The sequence below is a fragment of the Leclercia adecarboxylata genome (genome assembly GCF_006171285.1).
GTDB classification, from domain to species: Bacteria; Pseudomonadota; Gammaproteobacteria; order Enterobacterales; family Enterobacteriaceae; genus Enterobacter; species Enterobacter barmai.
This window is the reverse complement of sequence record NZ_CP040889.1, coordinates 425,732-450,546: the sequence shown is the minus strand read 5'-3', so window position 1 is coordinate 450,546 and position 24,815 is coordinate 425,732. Positions and strand designations below refer to the sequence as shown.

Annotated in this window: 15 protein-coding genes and 2 pseudogenes; 12 read left to right on the top strand and 5 right to left on the bottom strand. The window is 56.5% G+C overall.

Features of this window, described 5'->3' with window-relative positions; all coding sequences use genetic code 11:
* Positions 1 to 113 precede the first annotated feature (113 nt).
* Together gyrA and rcsC are read left to right on the top strand one after the other, a co-directional pair.
* Positions 114 to 2,750 carry a DNA topoisomerase (ATP-hydrolyzing) subunit A gene (gene gyrA, locus FHN83_RS03935; protein WP_039031010.1) on the top strand — a complete coding sequence of 879 codons (2,637 nt, stop codon included), beginning with the start codon at positions 114 to 116 and terminating at the stop codon, positions 2,748 to 2,750.
* A gap of 143 nt (positions 2,751 to 2,893) precedes the next feature.
* Positions 2,894 to 5,740, top strand: a complete 2,847-nt coding sequence (rcsC, locus tag FHN83_RS03930) for a two-component system sensor histidine kinase RcsC (RefSeq protein WP_139563282.1) — start codon at positions 2,894 to 2,896, stop codon at positions 5,738 to 5,740.
* Between the two features lie 104 nt (positions 5,741 to 5,844).
* Here the strand turns inward: rcsC and rcsB are convergent, their stop codons facing one another.
* A complete protein-coding gene (gene rcsB / locus FHN83_RS03925; RefSeq protein WP_032612710.1) occupies positions 5,845 to 6,495 on the bottom strand; it encodes a response regulator transcription factor RcsB in 651 nt (216 codons plus the stop codon).
* Positions 6,496 to 6,511: 16 nt separating this feature from the next.
* A complete protein-coding gene (rcsD, locus tag FHN83_RS03920; protein ID WP_039031012.1) occupies positions 6,512 to 9,184 on the bottom strand; it encodes a phosphotransferase RcsD in 2,673 nt (890 codons plus the stop codon).
* Between the two features lie 738 nt (positions 9,185 to 9,922).
* Here rcsD and FHN83_RS03915 point away from each other — a divergent pair.
* From FHN83_RS03915 to mgtE, 6 genes and pseudogenes are all read left to right on the top strand, one after another.
* Positions 9,923 to 11,039: pseudogene (locus FHN83_RS03915) on the top strand (porin OmpC).
* A gap of 120 nt (positions 11,040 to 11,159) precedes the next feature.
* On the top strand, positions 11,160 to 12,215 hold the full coding sequence (gene apbE, locus FHN83_RS03910; RefSeq protein ID WP_139563281.1) for an FAD:protein FMN transferase ApbE: 1,056 nt from the start codon (positions 11,160 to 11,162) through the stop codon (positions 12,213 to 12,215).
* Positions 12,216 to 12,287: 72 nt separating this feature from the next.
* Positions 12,288 to 13,352: a bifunctional DNA-binding transcriptional regulator/O6-methylguanine-DNA methyltransferase Ada gene (gene ada / locus FHN83_RS03905; protein ID WP_139563280.1), complete on the top strand. Its 1,065-nt coding sequence runs from the start codon at positions 12,288 to 12,290 to the stop codon at positions 13,350 to 13,352.
* On the top strand, positions 13,352 to 14,002 hold the full coding sequence (gene alkB, locus FHN83_RS03900) for a DNA oxidative demethylase AlkB (RefSeq protein ID WP_139563279.1): 651 nt from the start codon (positions 13,352 to 13,354) through the stop codon (positions 14,000 to 14,002). The genes ada and alkB overlap by 1 nt, the downstream gene beginning before the upstream one ends.
* Positions 14,003 to 14,078: 76 nt before the next feature.
* The gene (locus FHN83_RS03895) at positions 14,079 to 15,722 is read left to right on the top strand and encodes a multidrug ABC transporter permease/ATP-binding protein (RefSeq protein ID WP_039031017.1); all 1,644 of its coding nucleotides are present in this window, start codon (positions 14,079 to 14,081) and stop codon (positions 15,720 to 15,722) included.
* A gap of 141 nt (positions 15,723 to 15,863) precedes the next feature.
* Positions 15,864 to 17,300, top strand: a complete 1,437-nt coding sequence (gene mgtE / locus FHN83_RS03890) for a magnesium transporter (RefSeq protein WP_039031018.1) — start codon at positions 15,864 to 15,866, stop codon at positions 17,298 to 17,300.
* Here the strand turns inward: mgtE and FHN83_RS03885 are convergent.
* A pseudogene (locus tag FHN83_RS03885) lies at positions 17,263 to 18,551 on the bottom strand (SulP family inorganic anion transporter). The gene mgtE and the pseudogene FHN83_RS03885 sit on opposite strands and share 38 nt — an antisense overlap.
* A 185-nt stretch (positions 18,552 to 18,736) precedes the next feature.
* On the opposite strand from FHN83_RS03885, the gene mqo reads away from it, so the two are divergent.
* On the top strand, positions 18,737 to 20,392 hold the full coding sequence (mqo, locus tag FHN83_RS03880) for a malate dehydrogenase (quinone) (RefSeq protein WP_139563277.1): 1,656 nt from the start codon (positions 18,737 to 18,739) through the stop codon (positions 20,390 to 20,392).
* A 34-nt stretch (positions 20,393 to 20,426) separates the two neighbouring features.
* On the opposite strand, the gene eco is transcribed toward mqo, so the two are convergent.
* A complete protein-coding gene (gene eco, locus FHN83_RS03875) occupies positions 20,427 to 20,918 on the bottom strand; it encodes a serine protease inhibitor ecotin (RefSeq protein WP_419146405.1) in 492 nt (163 codons plus the stop codon).
* Positions 20,919 to 21,114: 196 nt separating this feature from the next.
* Between eco and FHN83_RS03870 the strand changes: the two genes are divergently transcribed.
* From FHN83_RS03870 to FHN83_RS03860, 3 genes are all read left to right on the top strand, one after another.
* A complete protein-coding gene (locus FHN83_RS03870; RefSeq protein ID WP_039031021.1) occupies positions 21,115 to 21,375 on the top strand; it encodes a DUF2534 family protein in 261 nt (86 codons plus the stop codon).
* A gap of 2 nt (positions 21,376 to 21,377) precedes the next feature.
* Positions 21,378 to 22,562, top strand: a complete 1,185-nt coding sequence (locus tag FHN83_RS03865) for an MFS transporter (protein WP_139563275.1) — start codon at positions 21,378 to 21,380, stop codon at positions 22,560 to 22,562.
* 91 nt (positions 22,563 to 22,653) lie between these two features.
* Positions 22,654 to 24,057, top strand: a complete 1,404-nt coding sequence (locus FHN83_RS03860; RefSeq protein ID WP_139563274.1) for a DUF7594 domain-containing protein — start codon at positions 22,654 to 22,656, stop codon at positions 24,055 to 24,057.
* A gap of 50 nt (positions 24,058 to 24,107) precedes the next feature.
* On the opposite strand, the gene FHN83_RS03855 is transcribed toward FHN83_RS03860, so the two are convergent.
* Positions 24,108 to 24,791 carry a molecular chaperone gene (locus FHN83_RS03855; RefSeq protein ID WP_255296498.1) on the bottom strand — a complete coding sequence of 228 codons (684 nt, stop codon included), beginning with the start codon at positions 24,789 to 24,791 and terminating at the stop codon, positions 24,108 to 24,110.
* Positions 24,792 to 24,815 lie beyond the last annotated feature (24 nt).

The following is a 24,815-nucleotide window of genomic DNA, read 5'->3' as shown; positions in this document are numbered from 1 at the left end:
TTTAAAGACGAGGAAGTATATCAGGATAACAAAGCAAATTAGTTTAAACCTAAGCGGGTGTGTTATAATTTCCGACCTTTGAATCCGGGATACAGTAGAGGGATAGCGGTTAGATGAGCGACCTTGCGAGAGAAATTACACCGGTTAACATCGAGGAAGAGCTGAAGAGCTCCTATCTGGATTATGCGATGTCGGTCATTGTTGGCCGAGCGCTGCCGGATGTCCGCGATGGACTTAAGCCGGTACACCGTCGCGTACTATACGCCATGAACGTATTGGGCAATGACTGGAATAAAGCGTACAAAAAATCTGCCCGTGTCGTTGGTGACGTAATCGGTAAATACCATCCTCATGGTGATTCCGCGGTGTACGACACCATCGTCCGTATGGCGCAGCCATTCTCGCTGCGTTACATGCTGGTTGATGGTCAGGGTAACTTCGGTTCTATCGACGGCGACTCCGCTGCGGCAATGCGTTATACGGAAATCCGCCTGGCGAAGATTGCCCATGAGCTGATGGCCGATCTGGAAAAAGAGACGGTAGATTTTGTCGACAACTATGACGGCACGGAAAAAATTCCTGACGTTATGCCGACGAAGATCCCTAACCTGCTGGTAAACGGTTCGTCCGGTATCGCCGTAGGTATGGCGACCAACATTCCACCGCACAACATCACTGAAGTGATCAACGGCTGCCTGGCCTATATCGACGATGAAGACATCAGCATTGAAGGGCTGATGGAACACATCCCGGGCCCGGACTTCCCGACTGCAGCGATTATCAATGGCCGTCGCGGTATCGAAGAAGCGTACCGTACCGGTCGCGGCAAGATCTATATTCGTGCCCGCGCCGAAGTCGAAGCGGATGCCAAAACTGGCCGTGAGACCATTATCGTCCACGAAATTCCGTATCAGGTGAACAAAGCGCGCCTGATCGAGAAGATTGCCGAGCTGGTTAAAGAGAAACGTATTGAAGGTATCAGCGCGCTGCGTGATGAGTCTGATAAAGACGGCATGCGTATCGTGATTGAAATCAAACGCGACGCGGTAGGGGAAGTGGTTCTGAACAACCTCTACTCCCTGACTCAGCTTCAGGTCTCCTTCGGTATCAACATGGTGGCACTGCACCATGGTCAGCCGAAGATCATGAACCTGAAAGACATTCTGAGCGCGTTCGTGCGTCACCGCCGTGAAGTGGTGACCCGTCGTACCATTTTCGAACTGCGTAAAGCCCGCGATCGTGCACACATCCTCGAAGCGCTGGCCGTCGCGCTGGCGAACATCGACCCGATCATCGAACTGATCCGTCGTGCGCCAACGCCTGCCGAAGCGAAAGCGGGCCTGATCGCCAAACCGTGGGATCTGGGCAACGTTTCCTCCATGCTGGAACGTGCCGGTGACGATGCCGCGCGTCCTGAGTGGCTGGAGCCGCAGTACGGTATTCGCGATGGCAAATACTGGCTGACCGAACAGCAGGCACAGGCGATTCTGGATCTGCGTCTGCAGAAACTGACTGGCCTTGAGCACGAAAAACTGCTCGACGAGTACAAAGAGCTGCTGGAGCAGATCGCTGAACTGCTGCACATTCTGGGCAGCGCCGATCGCCTGATGGAAGTGATCCGCGAAGAGCTGGAGCTGGTCCGCGATCAGTTCGGCGATGAGCGTCGCACTGAAATCACCGCTAACTCTGCGGATATCAACATCGAAGACCTGATCAACCAGGAAGACGTTGTTGTGACCCTGTCTCACCAGGGCTACGTGAAGTACCAGCCGTTAACCGACTACGAAGCACAGCGTCGTGGCGGGAAGGGCAAATCGGCGGCACGTATTAAAGAAGAAGACTTTATCGACCGCCTGCTGGTGGCCAACACCCACGACACCATCCTTTGCTTCTCCAGCCGGGGCCGTCTGTACTGGATGAAGGTCTATCAGCTGCCGGAAGCGAGCCGTGGCGCGCGTGGACGTCCAATCGTTAACCTGCTGCCGCTGGAGCAAAACGAACGCATCACCGCGATCCTGCCGGTTCGCGAGTACGCTGAAGGCGTAAACGTCTTTATGGCGACCGCCAGCGGTACGGTGAAGAAAACTGCCCTGACCGAGTTCAGCCGCCCACGTTCTGCCGGCATTATCGCCGTCAACCTGAACGAAGGCGATGAACTGATTGGTGTGGATCTGACTTCAGGCTCTGACGAAGTGATGTTGTTCTCTGCCGCCGGTAAAGTGGTGCGCTTTAAAGAGAACGCGGTGCGCGCGATGGGTCGTACGGCGACCGGCGTTCGCGGCATCAAGCTGGCGGGTGAAGACAGCGTGGTCTCCCTGATCGTTCCACGTGGCGAAGGCGCAATCCTCACCGTCACCCAGAACGGTTACGGTAAACGTACCGCGCAGGACGAATACCCAACCAAGTCCCGTGGCACCCAGGGCGTTATCTCGATCAAAGTCACCGAGCGCAACGGTTCCGTTGTTGGCGCGGTACAGGTCGACGATGCCGACCAGATCATGATGATCACCGATGCCGGTACGCTGGTGCGTACCCGCGTGTCGGAAATCAGCGTGGTCGGGCGTAACACCCAGGGCGTGATCCTCATCCGTACCGCGGAAGATGAAAACGTGGTGGGTCTGCAGCGTGTCGCTGAGCCAGTAGATGATGAAGAGCTCGACTCTATCGACGGTAGCGTGGCAGAAGGTGACGATGAAATCGCACCGGAAGCGGAAACCGACGATGATGCGGCAGATGATGCCGAAGAGTAATCTCTCCTGACGATAAAGGGCCGGTTTCCGGCCCTTTTCTTTTGCTGCGGCCCTGAATTGCAGACAACCGAACGTTGCGACGGCGGCGATTTACCGCTACCTTAACCCATTCCTTGTGATCCTGACGGCGGAGCCTCGCCCCCTTGAAATACCTCGTCTCCTTTCGAACCACGCTGAAAGTTTCTCGCTATCTTTTTCGGGCGCTGGCGCTCCTGATTTGGGTGCTGATCGCACTGTTTTCGGTGTTTTACATCGTCAATGCGCTGCACCAGAAGGAGGCGGAGATCCGCCAGGAGTTTAGTCTCAGCTTCGATCAGTCCCAGCGCTATATTCAGCGAACGTCGGACGTCATGAAGGAGCTCAAGTACATCGCCGAGAACCGTCTGACGGCGGAAAACGGCGTTCTGGCTATGCGCGGACGCGACAGTAAAGCGGATGTCCCCAACTTTGAACCTCTGTTTCCCGACTCTGACTGCTCGGCGATGGGCTCCGCATGGCGGGGTTCGCTGGAGTCGCTGGCCTGGTTTATGCGCTACTGGCGCGATAACTTCTCGGCAGCCTACGACCTTAACCGGGTCTTTCTGATTGGCAGCGAAAACCTCTGCATGGCCGATTTTGGTCTGCGCGAAGTGCCGGTGGACCGCGACAGCGCCCTGAAGACCCTGCATGAGCGGATTGTCAAATACCGTAACGCGCCGCAGGACGAGCGCGGCAATAACCTCTTCTGGATAAGCCAGGGCCCACGTTCAGGGGTAGGCTACTTCTATGCTCTGACGCCGGTCTATCTGGGCAATCGCCTGCAGGCGATGCTCGGCATTGAGCAGTCTATCCGAATGGAGAACTTTTTCACTCCGGGCGACCTGCCGATGGGCGTTACCATTCTCGATGAAAATGGCCACACCCTGATTTCGCTGGCCGGGCCGGAATCCCGACTGAAGGTCGATCCGCGCTGGATGCAGGAGCGCTCATGGTTTGGTTACAGCGCCGGTTTTCGTGACCTTGTACTGAAAAAAAGCCTGCCGCCTTCGTCCCTGAGCATCGTTTACTCCGTGCCGGTAGATATGGTGCTGGAGCGAATTCGCATGCTGATCCTCAATTCGGTACTGCTGAACGTGCTGGTGGGGATTGCGCTCTTTACCCTTGCGCGCATGTATGAGCGCAAAATCTTTATCCCGGCGGAGGTCGATGCCCAGCGTCTTGAAGAGCACGAGCAGTTCAACCGCAAAATTGTCGCCTCGGCGCCGGTGGGGATCTGTATTCTGCGCACCCTCGACGGGACCAATATCCTCAGTAACGAGCTGGCGCATAACTACCTGAATATGCTCACCCATGAGGACCGGCAGCGGCTGACGCAGATCATCTGCGGACAGCAGGTTAACTTCGTCGACGTGCTGACCAGCAACAACACCAATCTGCAGATTAGCTTTGTCCACTCGCGCTACCGCAATGAGAACGTGGCTATCTGCGTGCTGGTGGATGTCTCCGCGCGCGTCAAAATGGAAGAGTCGCTGCAGGATATGGCCCAGTCCGCTGAACAGGCCAGCCAGTCGAAATCGATGTTCCTTGCCACCGTCAGCCATGAGCTGCGTACCCCGCTGTACGGGATTATTGGTAACCTCGATCTGCTGCAGACCAAAGAGCTGCCGCGCGGCGTCGACCGTCTGGTGACGGCGATGAATAACTCCTCCAGCCTGCTGCTGAAAATCATCAGCGATATTCTCGACTTCTCTAAAATTGAGTCCGAACAGCTGAAAATCGAGCCGCGCGAATTCTCGCCGCGCGAAGTGATGAACCATATCAGCGCCAACTATCTGCCGCTGGTGGTGCGTAAACAGCTGGGGCTCTACTGCTTTATCGAGCCGGACGTGCCGCTATCGCTTGAGGGCGATCCGATGCGCCTGCAGCAGGTGATCTCCAACCTGCTCAGCAACGCCATCAAGTTTACCGATATGGGCTGCATTGTGATGCACGTCAGCCGGGCAGGGGACTACCTGAGCATCCGCGTGCGTGACACCGGGGTGGGCATCCCGGCGAAAGAGGTGGTTAAGCTTTTCGATCCCTTCTTCCAGGTGGGAACCGGCGTTCAGCGCAACTTCCAGGGTACCGGACTGGGGCTGGCGATCTGTGAAAAACTGATCAGCATGATGGACGGCGATATCTCGGTGGATACCGAGCCGGGCATGGGCAGCCAGTTCACTATCCGTATTCCGCTCTATGCCGCACAGTCTCCGGCTAACATGCCGATTGAGGGATTAAGCGATAAACGCTGCTGGCTGGCGGTTAATAACGCCTCGCTGCATGCCTATCTTGAGTCACTGCTGACGTCGCACGGCATCCGTGTGGCGCGCTATGCCGGGCAAACCCCGGACGCGGACGATATGCTCCTGACCGACGATGAGCTGACGCAGCCGTGGCAGGGCAAAGCCGCGGTGATCTTCTGCCGTCGCCATATCGGTATCGCCCTGGAGCGTGCCCACGGCGAGTGGGTGAACAGCGTGGCAGCGCCGCATGAGCTGATTGCCCTGCTGGCGCGCATCTACCGTGTTGAGATGGACAGCGCAGGCGGTAGCACATCGCTGCCGTCGCCAGAGTCGGAGCAGTCCCTGAATGAGGACATGATGATCCTCGTGGTGGATGACCATCCGATTAACCGCCGTCTGCTGGCCGACCAGCTGGGCTCGCTGGGCTATCAGTGTAAAACCGCCAATGACGGCGTGGATGCCCTGAACGTGCTGAGCAAAAACCATATCGACATCGTCCTGAGCGACGTAAACATGCCGAACATGGACGGCTATCGTTTGACCCAGCGCATCCGCCAGCTCGGCCTGACGCTGCCGGTGGTGGGCGTCACCGCCAATGCGCTGGCAGAGGAGAAGCAGCGTTGTCTGGAATCGGGAATGGACAGCTGTCTGTCCAAGCCGGTAACGCTGGACGTGCTGAAACAGACGCTGTCGGTGTATGCAGAGCGGGTGAGGAAAACGCGGGGATAAAAAAAGCCCATTTATGGGCTTTTTTTGCCCGGCGGCGCTTCGCTTGCGCGGGCCTACGGGCATTGTAGACCGGGTAAGCGAAGCGTCACCCGGCATTTCACCGATTACTCTTTATCCGCAGGACTCAGCGTGACGGAAGAGAGGTAGTTCAGCAGGGCGATATCGTTCTCAACGCCCAGCTTCATCATTGCAGATTTTTTCTGGCTACTGATGGTCTTGATGCTGCGGTTCAGCTTCTTGGCGATTTCGGTTACCAGGAAACCTTCAGCAAACAGACGCAATACTTCGCTCTCTTTTGGCGACAGGCGTTTGTCGCCGTAGCCGCCAGCGCTGATTTTTTCCAGCAGGCGAGAGACGCTTTCCGGGGTGAATTTCTTCCCTTTCTGCAGCGCGGCAAGCGCCTTAGGCAGATCGGTTGGCGCGCCCTGTTTCAGGACAATCCCTTCAATATCGAGATCCAGAACGGCACTTAAAATCGCCGGGTTATTGTTCATGGTCAGCACGATAATCGAAATGCTTGGGAAATGGCGCTTGATGTATTTGATCAGCGTAATCCCGTCACCGTACTTATCTCCAGGCATGGAAAGGTCGGTGATGAGCACGTGCGCATCAAGCTTAGGCAGGTTATTAATCAGTGCTGTGGAGTCTTCAAATTCACCGACTACATTCACCCACTCGATCTGTTCAAGTGATTTGCGAATACCGAACAGTACAATCGGATGGTCATCGGCAATAATTACGTTCATATTGTTCATGTATAGGGCTACCTTGCTACAGCAAGCTTTTGACGTAGGCGTCAATGTCGCTGATGTATTTTTCTATGCTGGCGGCATCTTTCTCACGAATAAGATGTTCCAGCGTTTCACATAATTGCTTGCCTGGAACCAGATTAAGCATGGCAAACACCCCTTTGAGCCGGTGTGCTGTTTGAGCCAGCGCCGCGAAGTCGTTCGCGGCCGACTCAGTATACAACCTCTTAACATCATCTGGTACTGTGTCTACAAAGAGCGAATAATATCCGCTGGCATGAAGTTCAGCATTTCCGTTGCCGCCCAGTGGGGATTCCGGGATCGTTTCCTGCGACAGCTGCTCTTCTATTAGTTGTAGTACAGCTTCCTGCATAGCATTGCTCATATTAAAGTTGACGCGCACCTGGCCGGGGCCAATTTTTCGCACGCCTGGCTCATCATCGCTTAAAAGCAAGCCCGAGGCAGTAAGATTAGACGGATTATCCGTTAAAAAGAGATCATATTCTTGACTTGCCAGCCTTTCGTCCGGGGAAATACAGCTTGCGCCCCAGTTTTCCAACTGACGAACCACGATATTGCGGATCTCGTTTGAGGTCACGTCTACCATGATCACCACGTCATCCAGCAGGCGTTCATCTTCCTCTGCTTCCTGCGGCGTGGCTGGCATTTTCACGTGCAGGGAGTAGCGGGTGCCCAGAGATTCACGCGCTTTGATATTCAGATGGCCGCCCAGCTTGCGCGCCAGCTGATCGCAGAGCCAGAAGGTGAGGGCGTTGGCTTTGCCATAGTTGTCGCCCTGGGTCTCGTTGAGGAACGGGAAGTGCAGATTGTCGATTTCACTGGCCGTGACCCCCTCGCCGGTATCCAGGATACGGAAGGTAAGGCGGTCGTCGGCCGACTCATCGCTGCTCACTTCGAGAGTAATCTTGCCGATCTGGGTGGTGGTGACCGCGTACTGGATCAGCATCAGCAGAATGCGGCGCAGGGCGTCACGGTCGCCATGACGTTCATCATTCGCGCGCAACGGGTTGTTAATCAGCAGCTGCAGCCCTTTGCGCTTGATCACCGGCAGCACTTCCGGCACCACTTCATCGATCAGATCCTGAATCGAGAACAGCGACGCATTGCCCTTCCAGGTGTCATTTTCCAGCATATTGGCCAGCTGGATCTCATCCACCAGCCGCACCAGCGTGTCGGCATGAGACGACAGCTGCAGGCTCTCCGGGCTGGATAAATGGGCGGCTTCGCTGGCCAGCGCCTTCAGCGGCAGTTTGAACGCCTCGCCGATATTCTGCATAAACGCCGCGCGGCCCTGCTGGTTTTTCTCGTACAGCCTTTGCGCCTGCTTGAGCTTTTTATTGACCAGCACCTCGCGATCCTGATCGCGAATAATGAAAATCTGCGTGCGCGACGCCACCTGGCTGCGGAACTGACGGATCTCGTACAGTTCGTTATTAATGGTGGCCTGAATCACCCCCTGGTGCTGATCCGCCATGCTGGTGATGTTCTGCAGATTCAGGTGCGGCAGCAGGTGGTCGGCAATTTTGTTACTGATCACCGTCCGGTTGGCTTCCTGATCGTGCACCAGCAGGCCGAGCGGCAGCACGGAGACTATCTCTTCATTCAGCGCGCGCAGGACGCGCAGCTCGTTGCTGGTGCCGGACGCAACGGGGACATCGCTCTGGCGACCCGGCTGCGAGCGGAAGGTGCTGTAACCGAACAGCGCCAACGCCAGCAGACCGATATTAAGCAGCAGCGGCAACAGAATATTTTGCAGGGTATCAAGCAGCAGCGTCCCGAAAGGCACCTGCCAGACCAGGCGCATGCCGGTGGTGTTCAGGGTTGAAGCAATCTCGATTTTCGAGCCATTAAAGGAGATAGAAACGCTGTCCGGGCTCTCTTTGTCCGTCGGTGCACGCAGGTTTTGTACCGTGTTGTCCTGTTCCAGACGGAAGCTGTCGAGCGGCATATCCGGTGGGATCAGATCGTTGATCGGCAGATCGAAGGCCACCACCGTCGCCAAATGGCCTGGCTGATTGAAGGTGGTACGCAGGGTAAAATAGTGGCCATTTTGCCAGGCCAGCCGGCGCAGGGAGGAGAAACTTTCGCGCTCGTCCAGGGCGTTAGCCTGCTGAAGCATCTCCGCGCGGCGGGAATCGACAATGTTACCCACCGTAGACTCTTTAAATCCTGAGGAGAGATCCTTAAGCGGCAGGGTGGAGATCAGGATCATGCTGTTGTCCTGACCGTTGAGATAGTACATCGACCAGGGAACCGTCTCCGCGCCCCACAGCGTATCCAGGTAAGTTGACATCCGCTGGGTCATCTCCAGCGTGGCGCTGTCGTGGGAACCGAAGATCAGGGCCTCGGTTTTGCGTCGCGTTTTTTCCAGATAGTAGACGTCCTGTTTCAGGCGCGTCTCCTGCAGCCCTTCCGCAGAGGAGGTGGTTGGGGTCGCCGCGATGTTGTCGTAGATCTGCCAGGTGGCATAGCGCCAGGTGTCGATGCGTTTATGCAGCGCGTGGCTGATATCGACAATCTGGTAGCTGCGGTCTTTGAGCCAGGTATTCACGGCGCTCTGCACCATCACGCCCATGGTCACTAACAGCACAACGATCAGTAGAAGAAAGAAACGCGTAATGCTGCCCGGAAGCAGGGAGAACTTGTTCGCGGTTGTGATATCAGACTGACTCATTGATGTGTTTAATCCGTTATGGCTGCGCTGCAGGCGAGTAGGGCAGTATAAAGCGTAATAATCGAATTTCCAGCCTCACTCTCTCGCATATGCTGACTTTTTCGACGCGTTGCGCAAAACAAACGAACCGCGTTAAATCTGTACGTTCGGATCAATATTGTACAAATAATTGACAATTTCGCGAAAAAATAGCACGAATAAACAAGAAATTAAATCAACCATTCAATTTCTGAGGCTAAAAATAGTACGCGAGGATTTAATTAATAGTCGTTATAGTTTCAGGTGGGTAGCACAAATTATTTGAATTTGCGTAAAGATGAGTAAAAAAAACCGAATGCATTGCATTCGGTTCAATTCTGGATAAACAGACATTCAAATTTGAATGACGGTAATAAATAAAGTTAATGATGATAGCGAGAGATATTTTAGTAGCCGCCGGGATTTTTGTTTTGTCAATCAGTGCTATAATTTATTTTTCTGTAAGTTGTTGAATTTAATTGTTTATTTTAACTTTTTGATTATTGGTGCTTTATTTTTTAACTTATTGTGCGGCAAAAAAGTTCCCTCATATTTACAAATTGAAACATCTATACGGCAATATGAAACATCTTAAAAGTTTTCGTATCATATTCTTGTTGGATTATTCTGTATTTTTGCGGAGAATGAACTTGCCGACTGGTTAAGAGGGTTAATCAGTAAGCAGTGGTAATAAAAGACATATAACAGAGGGTTAAAATAATGAAAGTTAAAGTACTGTCCCTCCTGGTGCCAGCACTGCTGGTAGCAGGCGCAGCGAATGCGGCTGAAATTTACAACAAAGACGGCAACAAATTAGATCTCTACGGTAAAGTAGACGGTCTGCACTATTTCTCTCGATGACGAAGGCGCTGACGGCGACCAGACCTACATGCGTATCGGCTTCAAAGGCGAAACTCAGGTTAACGATCAGATCACTGGTTACGGTCAGTGGGAATACAACGTTCAGGCTAATGACACAGAAAGCAGCAGCAACCAGTCCTGGACTCGTGTGGCCTTCGCAGGTCTGAAATTCGCTGAAGCAGGTTCTTTCGACTACGGTCGTAACTACGGCGTGATCTACGACGTAACCTCCTGGACCGACGTTCTGCCAGAATTCGGCGGCGACACCTACGGTTCTGACAACTTCATGCAATCCCGTGGTAACGGCGTTGCTACCTACCGTAACCAGGACTTCTTCGGTCTGGTTGATGGCCTGAACTTTGCTCTGCAGTACCAGGGTAAAAACGGCAGCGTCAGCGGCGAGAACGTCGGTGGCCGTAGCCTGCTGAAACAGAACGGTGACGGCTTCGGCGGCTCCCTGACCTACGATCTGGGCGAAGGCTTCAGCGTGGGTGCGGCAGCCTCTTCTTCTAAACGTACCGCAGACCAGAACGGTCCAGGCGTTTATGGCCGTGGCGACCACGCTGAAGTTTACAGCGGCGGCCTGAAATACGATGCGAACAACATCTACCTGGCAGCGCAGTACTCCCAGACCTACAACGCGACCCGTTTCGGTAACTCTCAGAGCGATGCCCCTAACGCAGTTTACGGCTTTGCTAACAAAGCGCAGAACTTCGAAGTGGTTGCACAGTACCAGTTCGACTTCGGTCTGCGTCCATCCGTGGCTTACCTGCAGTCCAAAGGTAAGGACATCGAAGGTAACGGCGACCAGGATCTGCTGAAATATGTTGATGTTGGTGCGACTTACTACTTCAACAAAAACATGTCCACCTACGTTGATTACAAAATCAACCTGCTGGATGACAACGCATTCACCGACCGCGCTGGCATCAGCACCGATGACATCGTAGCGCTGGGTCTGGTTTACCAGTTCTAAGTCTTACGTCGTATTGCGAAAGGGGCCAAATGGCCCCTTTTTTTGGTTTTGCTGTCAGGCCCTTACAAAGCCTGCTTTTTGGTGTACTCTTGCCGGTCTCAGGCTTGAGGATAATAACGAATGGAAATTACTTTTCTGCGTGTCGGCATTCTGGCGACCCTGTTTATGCTGTCTGCATGTGATGCCCCAACACCGCCGGTAAAGAGCGAAACCGCCGCCGCAACGGTGCTGGAAGGGAAAACGATGGGCACCTTCTGGCGCGTCAGCGCCATCGATCTCTCCGCTGCCCGGGCAGAAGAGCTGCGCGGCAAGATCCAGTCCCAGCTGGATGGCGATGATCAGCTGATGTCCACCTATAAGAACGACTCGGCGCTGATGCGCTTTAACCAGTCGAAAAGCACTTCACCCTGGCCGGTGAGCGAAGCGATGGCGGATATAGTCACCGAATCGCTGCGGGTGGGCTACAAAACCAACGGCGCGATGGATATTACCGTCGGCCCTCTGGTTAACCTTTGGGGCTTTGGCCCGAACAAGCAGCCGGTACAAATACCCGACCAGGCGCAAATTGACGACGCCCGCGCGCAAACGGGGCTGCAGCATCTGTCGGTGATTAATCAGTCCGGTCAGCAATATCTGCAAAAAGACATTCCCGATCTGTTTGTCGATCTCTCCACGGTGGGTGAGGGCTATGCTGCCGATCACCTGGCGCAGCTGATGGCCGAAGAGGGGATCTCCCGCTATCTGGTCTCTGTGGGCGGGGCGCTGGTCAGCCGGGGCATGAATGCGAGTGATAAGCCCTGGCGCGTGGCGATCCAGAAGCCGACCGACAGGGAGAATGCCGTGCAGGCCATTGTCGATATCAACGGCCACGGCATCAGCACCTCCGGCAGCTACCGCAACTACTATGAGCTGGACGGCAAGCGTATTTCCCACGTGATCGATCCCCAGACCGGCAGTCCGATTACCCATAATCTGGTGTCGGTGACGGTGATCGCCCCGACGGCTCTCGAAGCCGATGCCTGGGATACCGGTCTGATGGTGCTGGGGGCGGAAAAAGCCAAAGAGATCGTGCGGCAGCAAGGGCTGGCGGTCTATATGATCACCCGTGAAGGCGAGGGCTTTAAAACCTGGATGTCCCCGCAGTTCGCCAGTTTCCTCGTTAACGGGGCGAATTAAAAAGCAAGGTTGCGGGTTTTTGTCGGCTGGCGCTCAGGCAGGCTATGAGTATGCTTAAAGAAGGAGCCGATCATGAAAAAGCCAAACCTGAATAATGATGACCAACGCTGGCTGGCGGTGCTGGCCCGCGATCGTCATGCCGACGGCCAGTTTGTTTTTGCCGTACAGACCACGGGTATCTTCTGCCGCCCGTCCTGCCGGGCGCGCCATGCCCTGCGCGAAAATGTCCGCTTTTATGCTGATGCCCGCCACGCTGAACAGGCGGGTTTTCGCCCCTGCAAACGCTGCCGCCCGGATCAAGAGGATCCGCAGGCGCAGCGCGTCGCTACCATCGAAAAAGCCTGCCGGTTACTGGAGCAGGAAGAGCCCCTGACCCTGGAGATGCTGGCGCAGCAGGTGGCGATGAGCCCGTATCATCTTCATCGTCTGTTTAAATCCTCAACCGGCATGACGCCGAAAGGCTGGCAGCAGGCTGCCCGGGCGAAAAGGCTCCGCGATGCCCTGGGGCAGGGCGAGAGCATTACCGACTCCGTGCTGGCGGCGGGTTTCCCCGACAGCAGCAGCTACTATCGCAACGCCGATGCCACGCTGGGAATGACCGCGAAGCAGTACCGCAGCGGCGGAGAAGAGACCACCGTGCGTTACGCCCTGAGCGACTGCGCGCTCGGGCGCTGCCTGGTGGCGGAAAGCGGGCGGGGCGTCTGCGCGATTTTGCCCGGCGATGACGACAGCGCCCTGATTGCCGAGCTGGAGACGATGTTTCCTCACGCCCACAGGGAGCAGGCCGATGCCGCCTTTGCCTCGCGCGTCGCCCGGGTGATCGCCAGCATTGATAACCACGCCGTCGCGCTCACCTTGCCGCTGGATATTCGCGGCACCGCCTTTCAGCGCCAGGTCTGGCAGGCCCTGCGCGCCATTCCAGGTGGAGAGACGGCAAGCTATCAGCAGGTGGCCAACGCCATCGGGCATCCCGGCGCAGTGCGTGCCGTGGCCCGGGCCTGTGCCGCCAACAAACTGGCAATCGTTATTCCCTGCCATCGGGTGGTGCGTAGCGACGGCGGGCTCTCGGGCTACCGCTGGGGCACGGCCCGCAAAGCGGCGTTACTGCGTCGCGAAGCCAAAAAAGAGGAGGTGTGATGCTCGATCTTTTTGCCGATGAACAACCCTGGCAGGAGCCGCTGGCGCCCGGGGCGGTGATCCTGCGCCGCTTCGCCCGGGTAGGCGGGCCTGCGTTAATGCAGGCCATCGACCAGGTGGCAGGCGTCTCGCCGTTTCGCCAGATGGTCACCCCCGGGGGATACACCATGTCGGTGGCGATGACCAACTGCGGCGGGCTGGGCTGGACCACTAATCAGCGGGGCTATCTCTATTCACCGCTCGACCCGCTCACCGCGGCCCCCTGGCCGCCGATGCCGGAGGCGTTTGCCGCCCTGTGCCATGATGCCGCCTGCGCGGCCGGTTATCCTGAGTTTCAGCCGGATGCCTGTCTTATCAACCGCTACGCCGTCGGGGCGAAGCTCTCCCTGCATCAGGATAAAGATGAAGCGGACCTGCGGGCGCCGATTGTCTCGGTATCGCTGGGCCTGCCCGCCGTATTCCAGTTCGGCGGATTGCGCCGCAACGATCCGCTTAAACGTCTGCTGCTGGAGCATGGCGACGTGGTGGTCTGGGGTGGGCCATCGAGACTGTTTTACCATGGCATTCAGCCTCTTAAGCCGGGGACCCATCCGCTTACCGGCGACTATCGCTACAACCTCACCTTCCGCCAGGCAGCGAACAACGAATAAAAATAAGAATTATTCTTGATGTAAGCGGCGAGCAGTTTACACTGCTGGCTGTTTTTTCTTGTCTGGATTGCTCTGCATGGAACTCCTGTTACTGGTCTGGCGTCAATACCGCTGGCCGTTTATCGCGGTGATGGCATTAAGCCTGCTCAGCGCCGCGCTGGGTATCGGGCTTATCGCCTTTATCAACCTGCGTTTAATTGAAACCGTCGACACCACCCTGATGGTGCTGCCGGAATTTCTCGGTCTGCTGGTTCTGCTGATGGCCGTCACGCTGGGCTCGCAGCTGGCGCTGACGACGCTGGGTCACCACTTCGTCTACCGCCTGCGCAGCGAGTTCATCAAGCGGATTCTGGATACCCAGGTTGAACGTGTAGAGCAGCTGGGCAGCGCCTCGCTGCTGGCCGGGTTAACCAGCGACGTTCGCTCGATCACCATCGCCTTTGTGCGTCTGCCGGAACTGGTGCAGGGGATCATTCTGACCTTCGGATCGGCGGCTTATCTGGCCTGGCTCTCCACCAAAATGCTGGCGATCACCGCCCTGTGGATTGCGATCACCATCTGGGGCGGCTACCTGCTGGTGTCACGCGTCTACAAGCACATGGCGGTACTGCGCGAAACCGAAGACAAGCTCTATAACGACTATCAGACGGTGCTGGAAGGGCGCAAAGAGCTGACCCTCAACCGCGAGCGCGCCGAGCACATCTTCAATAACCTCTATATCCCGGATGCCCGTGAATATCGCCACCACATCGTGCGGGCCGATACCTTCCACCTGAGCGCGGTTAACTGGTCAAATATCATGATGCTGGGGGCGATTGGTCTGGTCTTCTGGATGGCCAACAGCCTCGGCTGGGCAGACACCAACGTCGCCGCCACCTACTCGCTGACGCTGCTGTTCCTGCGCACGCCGCTGCTTTCGGCGGTCGGCGCGCTGCCGACCCTGCTCAGCGCCCAGGTGGCCTTTAACAAGCTGCGCAAGTTTGCGCTTGCGCCGTACAAAGCGGAGTTCCCACGCCCGCAGGCATTCCCGAACTGGCAGACGCTGGAGTTGCGCAACGTGACGTTTAAGTACCAGGACAACGACTTCTCCGTCGGGCCGGTGAACTTAACCCTTAACCGCGGCGAACTGCTGTTCCTGATTGGCGGCAACGGCAGCGGCAAATCAACCCTGGCGATGCTCCTGACCGGGCTGTACCAGCCCCAGTCGGGGGAGATCCTGCTGGACGGTAAACCGCTGAGCGCCGAAAAACCGGAAGATTACCGCAAGCTGTTCTCCGCGGTGTTTACCGACGTCTGGCTGTTCGATCAGCTGCTGGGGCCGGAAGGCAGGCAGGCCGATCCGGCGCTGGTGGAAAAATGGCTGGCGCACCTGCAAATGTCGCACAAGCTGGAGTTGCAGGATGGCAAGATCCTCAACCTTAAGCTGTCGAAAGGGCAGAAGAAGCGCGTAGCCCTGCTGCTGGCGCTGGCGGAAGAGCGTGACATCATTCTGCTGGACGAGTGGGCGGCGGATCAGGACCCGCATTTCCGCCGCGAGTTCTATCAGGTGCTGCTCCCGCTGATGCAGCAGATGGGCAAAACCATCTTTGCCATCAGCCATGACGATCACTACTTTATCCATGCCGACCGCCTGCTTGAGATGCGCAGCGGCCAGCTGACGGAACTGACCGGTGCCGAACGTGATGCCGCGTCGCGTGATGCGGTAGCCCGTACCGCATAACCCGCCTGCCCGGTGGCGCTCTGCCGCCGGGTATGTTTTCCCCGCCTGCTGCTTTTTTATCCTCTCCTCTCATCCGTTTATTAATATTTACATAAGCCCACGCTATGCTTAATGCCAACTCATTTAATGGATTGATAATTGATGTCTGGATTAACGAAAAATAGCGCACGGCTGCGCGATGAAGAGCGTGCGCGCCTGATATGGCTGATGACCACCGACAAAGCGCTCACTTCAACCCTGCTGGGCAAACTGACCCTGGCTGAGCAATATGATGTCGGGACGTTAGCCGACGATATTGCTGAGGTAGGGGCGCTGGTGGCACATTTGCCGCCGCCCGATCTCGCCGACACCCTTGAAGCGCTGCCCTCGGAAGAGCGCCACGCCCTGTGGCGGCTGGTCGAGGATCACGAGCGCGGGCAGGTACTGCTGGAGGCTTCCGAAAACGTCTGGGACGATCTGATCGATGAGATGAGCGACCACGCCATTCTCGACGCGGTCCGCACGCTGGATATCGACGACCAGCTCTACCTGGTCCAGCATCTGCCGCGAAACCTGACCGGACGACTGCTGGCCTCGCTGCCGCCTCAGGACCGCGCCCGCGTTCATCAGGTCATGCACTATGAGCAGGACCGCGTCGGCGCGATCATGGAGTTCAGCGTGATCACCGTGCGCCCGGACGTGACCCTGGGCACCGTCCAGCGCTACCTGCGGCGGCTGGGCAAAATGCCGAAAAACACCGACAAGCTGTTTGTTACCGCGCGGGATAAAAGCCTGCTCGGCGAGCTTGAGCTGCAGACCATCCTGCTGAACAGCGCTCAGACCCGCGTCAGCGAGGTGATGGAAACGGAGCCGATGCTCTTCTCCCCCGAAGACGACGCCGAAAAGGCTGCCCGCACCTTTGAGCGTGACAACCTGCTCAGCGCCGGGGTGGTGGACTCGGTGGGTAAGCTGATGGGGCGTCTGACCATCGATGAGATCGTCGACGTGGTCTATAAAGAGACCGACAACGACATGCGCGCCCTCGGGGGATTGAGCGCCGAAGAGGATGTGTACGCCCCGGTGAGCAAGGCGGTGAAAACCCGCTGGGCGTGGCTGGCGATCAACCTCTGTACCGCGTTTATCGCCTCGCGGGTGATCGACGGGTTTGAACACACCATCTCCCAGCTGGTGGCGCTGGCCTCGCTGATGCCTATCGTGGCAGGGATTGGCGGCAACACCGGTAACCAGACCATCACCATGATCGTGCGCGCCCTGGCGCTGCAGCATATTCAGCCGGGCAACTTTACCTTCCTGATCCTGCGCGAACTGGGCGTGGCGCTGATCAACGGCCTGGTGTGGGGCGGGATTATGGGGGGGGTGACCTGGTGGCTGTATGACGATATGGCGCTGGGCGGGGTGATGACCCTGGCGATGGTGCTGAACCTGCTGGTGGCGGCGCTGATGGGGGTAATCATCCCGATGGTGATGACCCGCCTCGGGCGCGACCCCGCAGTGGGGTCGAGCGTGATGATCACCGCCATCACCGATACCGGCGGTTTCTTTATTTTTCTTGGGCTGGCGACGCTGTTTCTGCTGTAGCGGCGCTATGGCGACGCAGGCGGGCAGGGAGGATCGCCATCATGATAATCCCGCCTACCACGCCAATCGCCAGGTTGCCGGTTGAAACGGTGGCCCCGACGGTGACCAGCATCACCAGGGTTTCCGCAACCGGCGCGCCTTTCACCGTGGCAGGGCGAATGCTCTGCCAGTTAAAGGTTTTGATGGCGACAATCGCCATGATCCCCGCCAGCACCGCCATCGGAATTTTAGCCATCACTTCGCTCAGGGCGGTCACCAGCAACAGCAGCACCAGCCCGGCGGCAAAGGTCGAGACGCGGCTGCGTCCTTTGCCCATCTCGACGTTAACGATGGTCTGACCGATCATCGCGCAACCGGCGATCCCGCCGAAGAAGCCCGCCATGATATTCGCCACGCCAAGCCCCATGCTCTCGCGGCGCTTGCTGGACGGGGTGGCCGTCAGCTCATCCACCAGCTTCGCGGTCAGGAGTGACTCCATCAGGCCGACAAAAGCAATACTCAGGGCGCAGGGCCAGATAATGCTCAGGGTGTGCAGATCCAGCGGCACCAGCATCTGAGTGATCCCCGGCAGGCCGCCGCCAATGGAGCCTTCGTCGCCGACGGTCGGCAGCAGCTGGCCGCTGGTCACGGTGTAAATCGTCAGCACCACGATGGCAATCAGCGGGGAAGGAATACTTTTAATGTAGCGGGGGGCCCAGAGCACAATCAGCAGCGTGAGCACAAACAGGCCGACAATCAGCGGGCTTCTGCTCCAGAAATGCGGTACCTGGGCGAAGAAAATCAAAATCCCCAGAGCGTTAACAAACCCGGTCATTACCGCCTGCGGAATAAAGCGCATCAGCCGCGCCATTCCCAGCGCCCCGAACAGGATCTGGATCAGGCCCGCCAGCAGCACCGCCGGCAGAATATACTGCGCGCCATGCTGATGGACCATCGGCCCGATCACCAGCGCCACGGAACCCGCAGCGGCGGTTACCATCCCCGGGCGACCGCCCATTACCGACAGCCCCAGACACAGAACTACCGAAGCGAACAGACTTACTTTCGGGTCGACGCCCGCGACCACGGAGAAGGAGATCACCTCCGGAATCAACGCCAGAGCGGTGATCACACCGGCCAGGATTTCACGTACAAAAAGCGTTGGAGAACGCAACACAGCGGTTACGCGACTTTCATTGGGCATTAAAGATTGAGACATAGGATTCGCAGGTTTGGGCGGGCTTCCGTGCGCGCGATCACAAAGTGCAGCATAGTAGCCACAAAATGAACGTTTTGCCAGCCGGACACGCCATTCCCATACAAACATTCCACCATTAAATTTCACAATTACAATAATTTCTTAACCTTTAAACAATATTTAAATGTTGCTACCGTGGCGCCGCACTCGACTTCATCTGCATAAATAGCGAACAACGCGTATTACGAAGGCATTAATTATGAAAAAAATGACTGCCCTGCTGCTGGCTGCGGCGGCAAGCCTTAGTGCTGTCTCCACGGCGGCGAAGGCTCAGGCATCGCAAGAGCAGGAAACGGACGTTCTGTTAATCGGCGGCGGGATCATGAGCGCCACCCTCGGAACCTATTTGCAGGAGCTTCAGCCGGACTGGTCCATGACCATGGTTGAACGCCTGGATGGCGTGGCGCAGGAGAGCTCCAACGGCTGGAACAACGCCGGTACCGGCCACTCCGCGTTAATGGAGCTGAACTACACCCCGCAGAAGAAAGACGGCTCCATCAGCATTGAGAAAGCCGTGGAGATCAACGAAGCGTTCCAGATCTCCCGTCAGTTCTGGTCTCACCAGGTGAACAGCGGCGTGCTGCACGATCCGCACAGCTTTATTAACACCGTGCCGCACATGAGCTTCGTCTGGGGCGACGACAACGTTAACTTCCTGCGTGGGCGTTATGCTGCCCTGCAGCAGAGCTCGCTGTTCCGCGGCATGAAGTACTCTGAAGATCACGCTCAGATCAAAGAGTGGGCACCGCTGGTCATGGAAGGGCGCGACCCGAACCAGAAAGTGGCCGCTACCCGTACGGAAATCGGTACCGACGTAAACTACGGCGAAATCACCCGTCAGCTGGTGGGCTCTCTGCAGAAAAAAGAGAACTTTAACCTGTCGCTGAATACCGAAGTGCGCGGCTTTAAGCGTAACGCCGACAACTCCTGGAGCGTGACCGTTGCCGATCTGGCGCACAATGAAGAAGAACACGTCATCAAGGCGAAGTTTGTCTTTATCGGTGCCGGCGGCGCGGCGCTGAAGCTGCTGCAGGAGACCGGTATTCCGGAAGCGGAAAACTATGCGGGCTTCCCGGTTGGCGGGCAGTTCCTGGTGTCAGAAAACCCCGAGGTGGTTAATCGCCATCTGGCGAAAGTTTACGGTCAGGCCTCCGTGGGCGCGCCGCCGATGTCGGTGCCGCATATCGATACCCGTATTCTTGACGGTAAGCGCGTGGTGCTGTTCGGGCCGTTCGCCACCTTCTCGACCAAATTCCTGAAGAACGGCTCGCTGTGGGATCTGCTCAGCTCCACCACCACCTCGAACGTCGGGCCGATGGTTGATGTGGGTCTGGATAACTTCGATCTGGTGAAATACCTGATTAGCCAGGTGCTGCTCTCCGATGACGATCGCTTTGAGGCGCTGAAAGAGTACTACCCGGACGCGAAGAAAGCGGACTGGCGTCTGTGGCAGGCGGGCCAGCGCGTGCAGATCATCAAGCGTGATGAGGAAAAAGGCGGCGTGTTGCGTCTGGGCACCGAAGTGGTGAGCGATAAAGAGGGCTCCGTGGCCGCGCTGCTGGGCGCATCGCCGGGCGCTTCCACCGCAGCGCCGATCATGCTGCACCTGATGGAAAAAGTGTTCAAAGACAAAGTCGCCAGCCCGGAATGGCAGGCGAAGCTGAAGACCATCATTCCGTCTTACGGCACTTCGCTGAACGGTAATATCGACGCCACCGAGCAGGAGCTGGAGTACACCAGCCGCGTGCTGCAGCTGAAATATGAAAAACCTCAGGCTCCGGATGCGGCGCCTCAGGCTCAGCCGCAGGCGACGACCCAGCCGGAAAGCAAACCGGTCGCGGATATCGCGCTCTGATGCAAAAAAGCCGGGTTATCACCCGGCTTTTTTATTAACGCGCGACGGCGTTTTCGACTTTCTCGTCAGCCCGCCAGACGCGGTACTTCACCTCAATGTTCGCAGGCGTATAGACCACAATCGGCAACTTGCTGTTGTAGCGCAGCAGGCCATTCTCGCCCAGACTGGCGGTCACAAATTTGCGGGTCTTCTTGCCGTCCGGGCAGGCCATCATGGTGGAGACCGGCGAGGTGACCTTATCGAAGACGTAATAGTCATATCCCCAGCCTTCCAGCGTCTTGCTGGTTAACTGACCGCCGAGGCGATGTGCGTTACAGTCCACCTCCAGCGTCTGGCCGATCAGCAGTTCAACCTTGTAATTTGCTTCATCTTTCTGCTCTGGCAGGTCAATAACCTGGCGCTTCATACCCTGCTTCGCCTGCGGATACGGGGCCGTTTTGCTGAGCGGCTGGTCGGCAGACGTGGCGTATGCACTGGCGCAGGTGAGGGCCAGCAGGCCGACGATGCTTTTGGATGCGTTTTTCACAGTCATTCCTTTTTATGTCAAACGGTGGCCATCACCCTATCACGACTGGTGTTTTTTGCCTTAATTTTATTTTTATCTGGTTTATATCACTAACAAAAAGCCTTTAATCTGGTTTTAAATTCTGGATTGGTGCCGGAGGGGCGATCGTGGTAGGGTGAGCAGCATCTTTGTTATCTATCTGTGAAGGAAAACACGCATGGTACGTAATAAACTTAACACCCCGGCGGGGAAAAAATTTCTGCTGGCGCTGCTGACGGTTTTTCTGATCGCGGTGATGGGGGTGGGCCGTGTGACCATCATTGGCGTGGTTGAGCAGTACAACATTCCGCTGACTGAGTGGACCACCAGCATGTACGTTCTGCAATCGGCGATGGTGCTGGTCTACAGCACGGTCTTTACCGTCCTGCTGGCTATCCCGCTGGGGATATTTTTCCTCGGCGGCAGCGATAAGCACTGAGCATGATCTCCCGGTTTTCCACGCTGAGCCGGATCCCAAAAGGGGTCTGGGTGGTTGGCGGCGTCAGCATGCTGATGGATATTTCATCGGAAATTATCCATAGCTTACTGCCGCTCTTTATGGTGACCACCCTGGGCGCCAGCGTGATCTTCATTGGCCTGATCGAAGGGCTGGCGGAAGCTACCGCGCTTATCATTAAGGTCTTTTCCGGCGCTATCAGCGACTATCTCGGAAAACGTAAAGGGCTGGCGCTGCTGGGTTACGGGCTGGGTGCCGCCAGCAAGCCGCTGTTTGCCATCGCCTCCTCATCTGGGATGATCCTCGGCGCGCGCCTGATTGACAGGGTAGGGAAGGGGATCCGCGGCGCACCCCGCGACGCGCTGGTCGCCGACGTCACCCCGCCCGAACTACGCGGGGCGGCATACGGACTGCGCCAGTCGATGGATACCATCGGCGCCTTTCTGGGGCCGCTGCTCGCCGTCGGCATGATGCTGCTGTGGAACGACGATTTTCGCACGATCTTCTGGATTGCCGTGATTCCCGGTGTTTTAGCCGTTTTGCTGCTCTTTGTCGGCCTGCATGAGCCCGCCACCCCTGTCGCTCACAAACGTACCAACCCGATTAAAAAAGAGAACCTGAAGCGCCTCGGCGCCAGCTGCTGGTGGGTGATTGGCCTTGGCGCAGTTTTCACTCTGGCCCGGTTCAGCGAGGCCTTTCTGGTGCTGCGCGCCCAGCAGGCCGATATTCCGCTGGCATTAATCCCGCTGGTGATGGTCGCCATGAACCTGCTTTACGCGTTTTCGGCCTATCCGTTTGGCAAACTCTCCGATGCCATGAGTCACACCCGCCTGCTGATGTGGGGGCTGGTGGTGTTGATCGCCGCCGATATCGTGCTGGCGCTGAGCACCCACTGGGTGGGGATTATCGTCGGTGTGGCGCTGTGGGGGATCCATATGGGGATGACCCAGGGACTGCTGACCGCGATGATCGCCAAAACGGCCCCCGCCGACCTGCGCGGTACCGCGTTTGGCCTGTTCAGCATGGTGAGCGGCGTGGCATTGCTGATTGCCAGCCTGGGGGCGGGCATCATCTGGGAAACGTGGGGCGCGGAATACACCTTCTATGCCGGGGCGATGATCTGCCTGATAACGCTGGTCTACCTGCTGAAACGACCGGCGGAGCTGTAAAGCGCCCGTCAGGGGAAAATTATTCCGTTAATAATTCGGAGAGTTAGCGCGGTTTTGTTACCAATGTGCTCCTTTCAGTCAGGAGAACACCATGAAACGGACCACACTTTACACCGCGCTGGCGTCAGCCCTTCTGCTGCCTTCGCTTTACGCTCATGCAGGCCCGCAGGCCCAGGTTGTCTGCGCCTATAACCACACCCTTGGCGATGACGCCATCATGATGTATGGCCACGCTAACCAGGCGATGCTGCACGATTTTTTCGGTAACACCCATACCGATGCTTTCTCTGACTATGCCTCTTTGCGTAAGCAGCCGGAAACCACCTGCGATAACAAAGCGGACGGCTCGGCTTACTGGGCACCGTCGATGCGCCTGCCGGACGGTACGGTGGTGCAGCCCGCGTATCAGAAAACCTACTATCAGGCCAGCAACGTCGATCAGTATCCCCTCAACCCGTTCCCGGCAGGTCTGGCGCTGCTGGCGGGGGACCATCATGGCAGTGCCCCTAACTCGCGGATCACCTTTTTATGCGGCAACGGCAAAGGTTACACCAATAAAATCGGTGAAGTGTGCGGGTTGAGAAAGGCTAAAGATGCGGTGCAGTTTAATATCGGCATCCAGTTCCCCAACTGCTGGGACGGCATCCACCTCAAACCCCACCACGGCATGGCAAATGCCACATACGATGTGAAAGGGCAGTGCCCGTCCGGTTATCCGGTGAAAATCCCGACGGTTAACATGAACGTGGCTTACGTGCTTCACGGCATCACCTCTCTGGATACGGCCAAGGCGCAGCTTTCCCTCGATCCCGTCATGAATGGTGATGCGCGGGAAGAACGCTGGGGAAGCCTCTACACCGCCCACGCTGACTTTTTGAATGGCTGGCACGAAGTCAGCGCGCGATTTATGACTGAGTTGTGCATGAATCAGAGCATGGATTGCGGTACCAACGTGGCGTACAGCTATTCGAAGGCGCTGGCCAACGTCTGGGTGAGCAGCGAGACGCCGACTACCCCGGCACCTGCGCCGCAAACCCTGCTGGTTCAGGATAACTGGAAAAACGGCGGCCGCACCCGCAACAGCGAGACCATGAGTCTGGTTAAATTTAAGATCCCGGCGCTGCCGGAAGGGCAGGATCCATCGCAGTTCAAATACCGGGTGCGGATCTACGGCGGAAAAGTCGAAGCCAACGGCGCGGATCAGATCTTCTTTTATCCGGCCAGCAACGACTGGGATCCTGCGACCGTCACATGGAAGAAACGTCCTTCCTGCAGTTACAACTCGGATGCGATCCTCTATCTCAATAACGCCCGAGAATACCGCATGCTGGACGTCGATAAAGCAGTGCGAAAAGCGCTGGCCGCAGGCAAGACAGAAATTTCCTGGTACATCGGCGGGGATCGTCAGGGGAATCACTACCAGTTCAACCCCGCTAACTCAAAAGAGAGCCTGGTCCTGATGGTGGTGGGCTATAAAAAGACGCCGGAAATTTAACGGGTTCCGTTTGCCGTAAGTCAAAAGCCAGTCACCTGACTGGCTTTTGTTTATTTATCGAAACAGGCTGTGCCGGCTTTCATATATTTATTGTCAGCCACGATAAATTTTTTGTTTTTACCTTTCACGCTCGCGTCACGATACTGCTCTCCGGGTAGCATATAAAATTGGTTCGAACTTTCATCATCGCCATTGCATCCTTTATGGATTATGACCCTGAAATAGGTGTTACCCGTATTCTTAATAACGCCATTGTGCTCATCAACCTGATAAGCCAGGTTGACCTTTCGCGGACGGACGATCAGGAAAGTACTCATCGCCGTTACCGGTAAAACATTCAGGTGGCTACCGGTTGTTTGTAATGGGAAAATACGGACGGGAATTTCTTTAAAAACAACCCGATAATATCGTTCAACGTCATCTTTTGGCCCACGATAGTAGAGCTTAAAATAGTCCGTTTGCTGTGGCGAAAGGGAAAATTTAAGCGGTGCCCAGAGGATCTCCAGATCGTTTCCGCTAATGATTTTTTCATTACCATTAGCCGGTCTGTCAATTTTAAAGGCAGATACATTGTACAGATTCATTCTGTCAGTATCGTTAAACAGTGGTCGTGAAACAAAATCCTTATCTGCCGGGATATCATAGACTAATGAACTAAACCAGACGGCATGTACCGGGCTGATAAATAGCGATGTGACCAGTGCGACAGAAAGGATAAATCTACGTCTGGTCATTTATATACCCTGCCAGAATATCAA

Coding starts and splice junctions, on each gene's coding strand:
- gyrA (WP_039031010.1), top strand. CDS start 114: ATGAGCGACCTTGCGAGAGAAATTACACCGGTTAACATCGAGGAAGAG.
- rcsB (WP_032612710.1), bottom strand. CDS start 6,495: ATGAACAATATGAACGTAATTATTGCCGATGACCATCCGATTGTACTG.
- rcsD (WP_039031012.1), bottom strand. CDS start 9,184: ATGAGTCAGTCTGATATCACAACCGCGAACAAGTTCTCCCTGCTTCCG.
- apbE (WP_139563281.1), top strand. CDS start 11,160: ATGGAAATTACTTTTCTGCGTGTCGGCATTCTGGCGACCCTGTTTATG.
- ada (WP_139563280.1), top strand. CDS start 12,288: ATGAAAAAGCCAAACCTGAATAATGATGACCAACGCTGGCTGGCGGTG.
- alkB (WP_139563279.1), top strand. CDS start 13,352: ATGCTCGATCTTTTTGCCGATGAACAACCCTGGCAGGAGCCGCTGGCG.
- FHN83_RS03895 (WP_039031017.1), top strand. CDS start 14,079: ATGGAACTCCTGTTACTGGTCTGGCGTCAATACCGCTGGCCGTTTATC.
- mgtE (WP_039031018.1), top strand. CDS start 15,864: ATGTCTGGATTAACGAAAAATAGCGCACGGCTGCGCGATGAAGAGCGT.
- mqo (WP_139563277.1), top strand. CDS start 18,737: ATGAAAAAAATGACTGCCCTGCTGCTGGCTGCGGCGGCAAGCCTTAGT.
- FHN83_RS03870 (WP_039031021.1), top strand. CDS start 21,115: ATGGTACGTAATAAACTTAACACCCCGGCGGGGAAAAAATTTCTGCTG.
- FHN83_RS03865 (WP_139563275.1), top strand. CDS start 21,378: ATGATCTCCCGGTTTTCCACGCTGAGCCGGATCCCAAAAGGGGTCTGG.
- FHN83_RS03860 (WP_139563274.1), top strand. CDS start 22,654: ATGAAACGGACCACACTTTACACCGCGCTGGCGTCAGCCCTTCTGCTG.
- FHN83_RS03855 (WP_255296498.1), bottom strand. CDS start 24,791: ATGACCAGACGTAGATTTATCCTTTCTGTCGCACTGGTCACATCGCTA.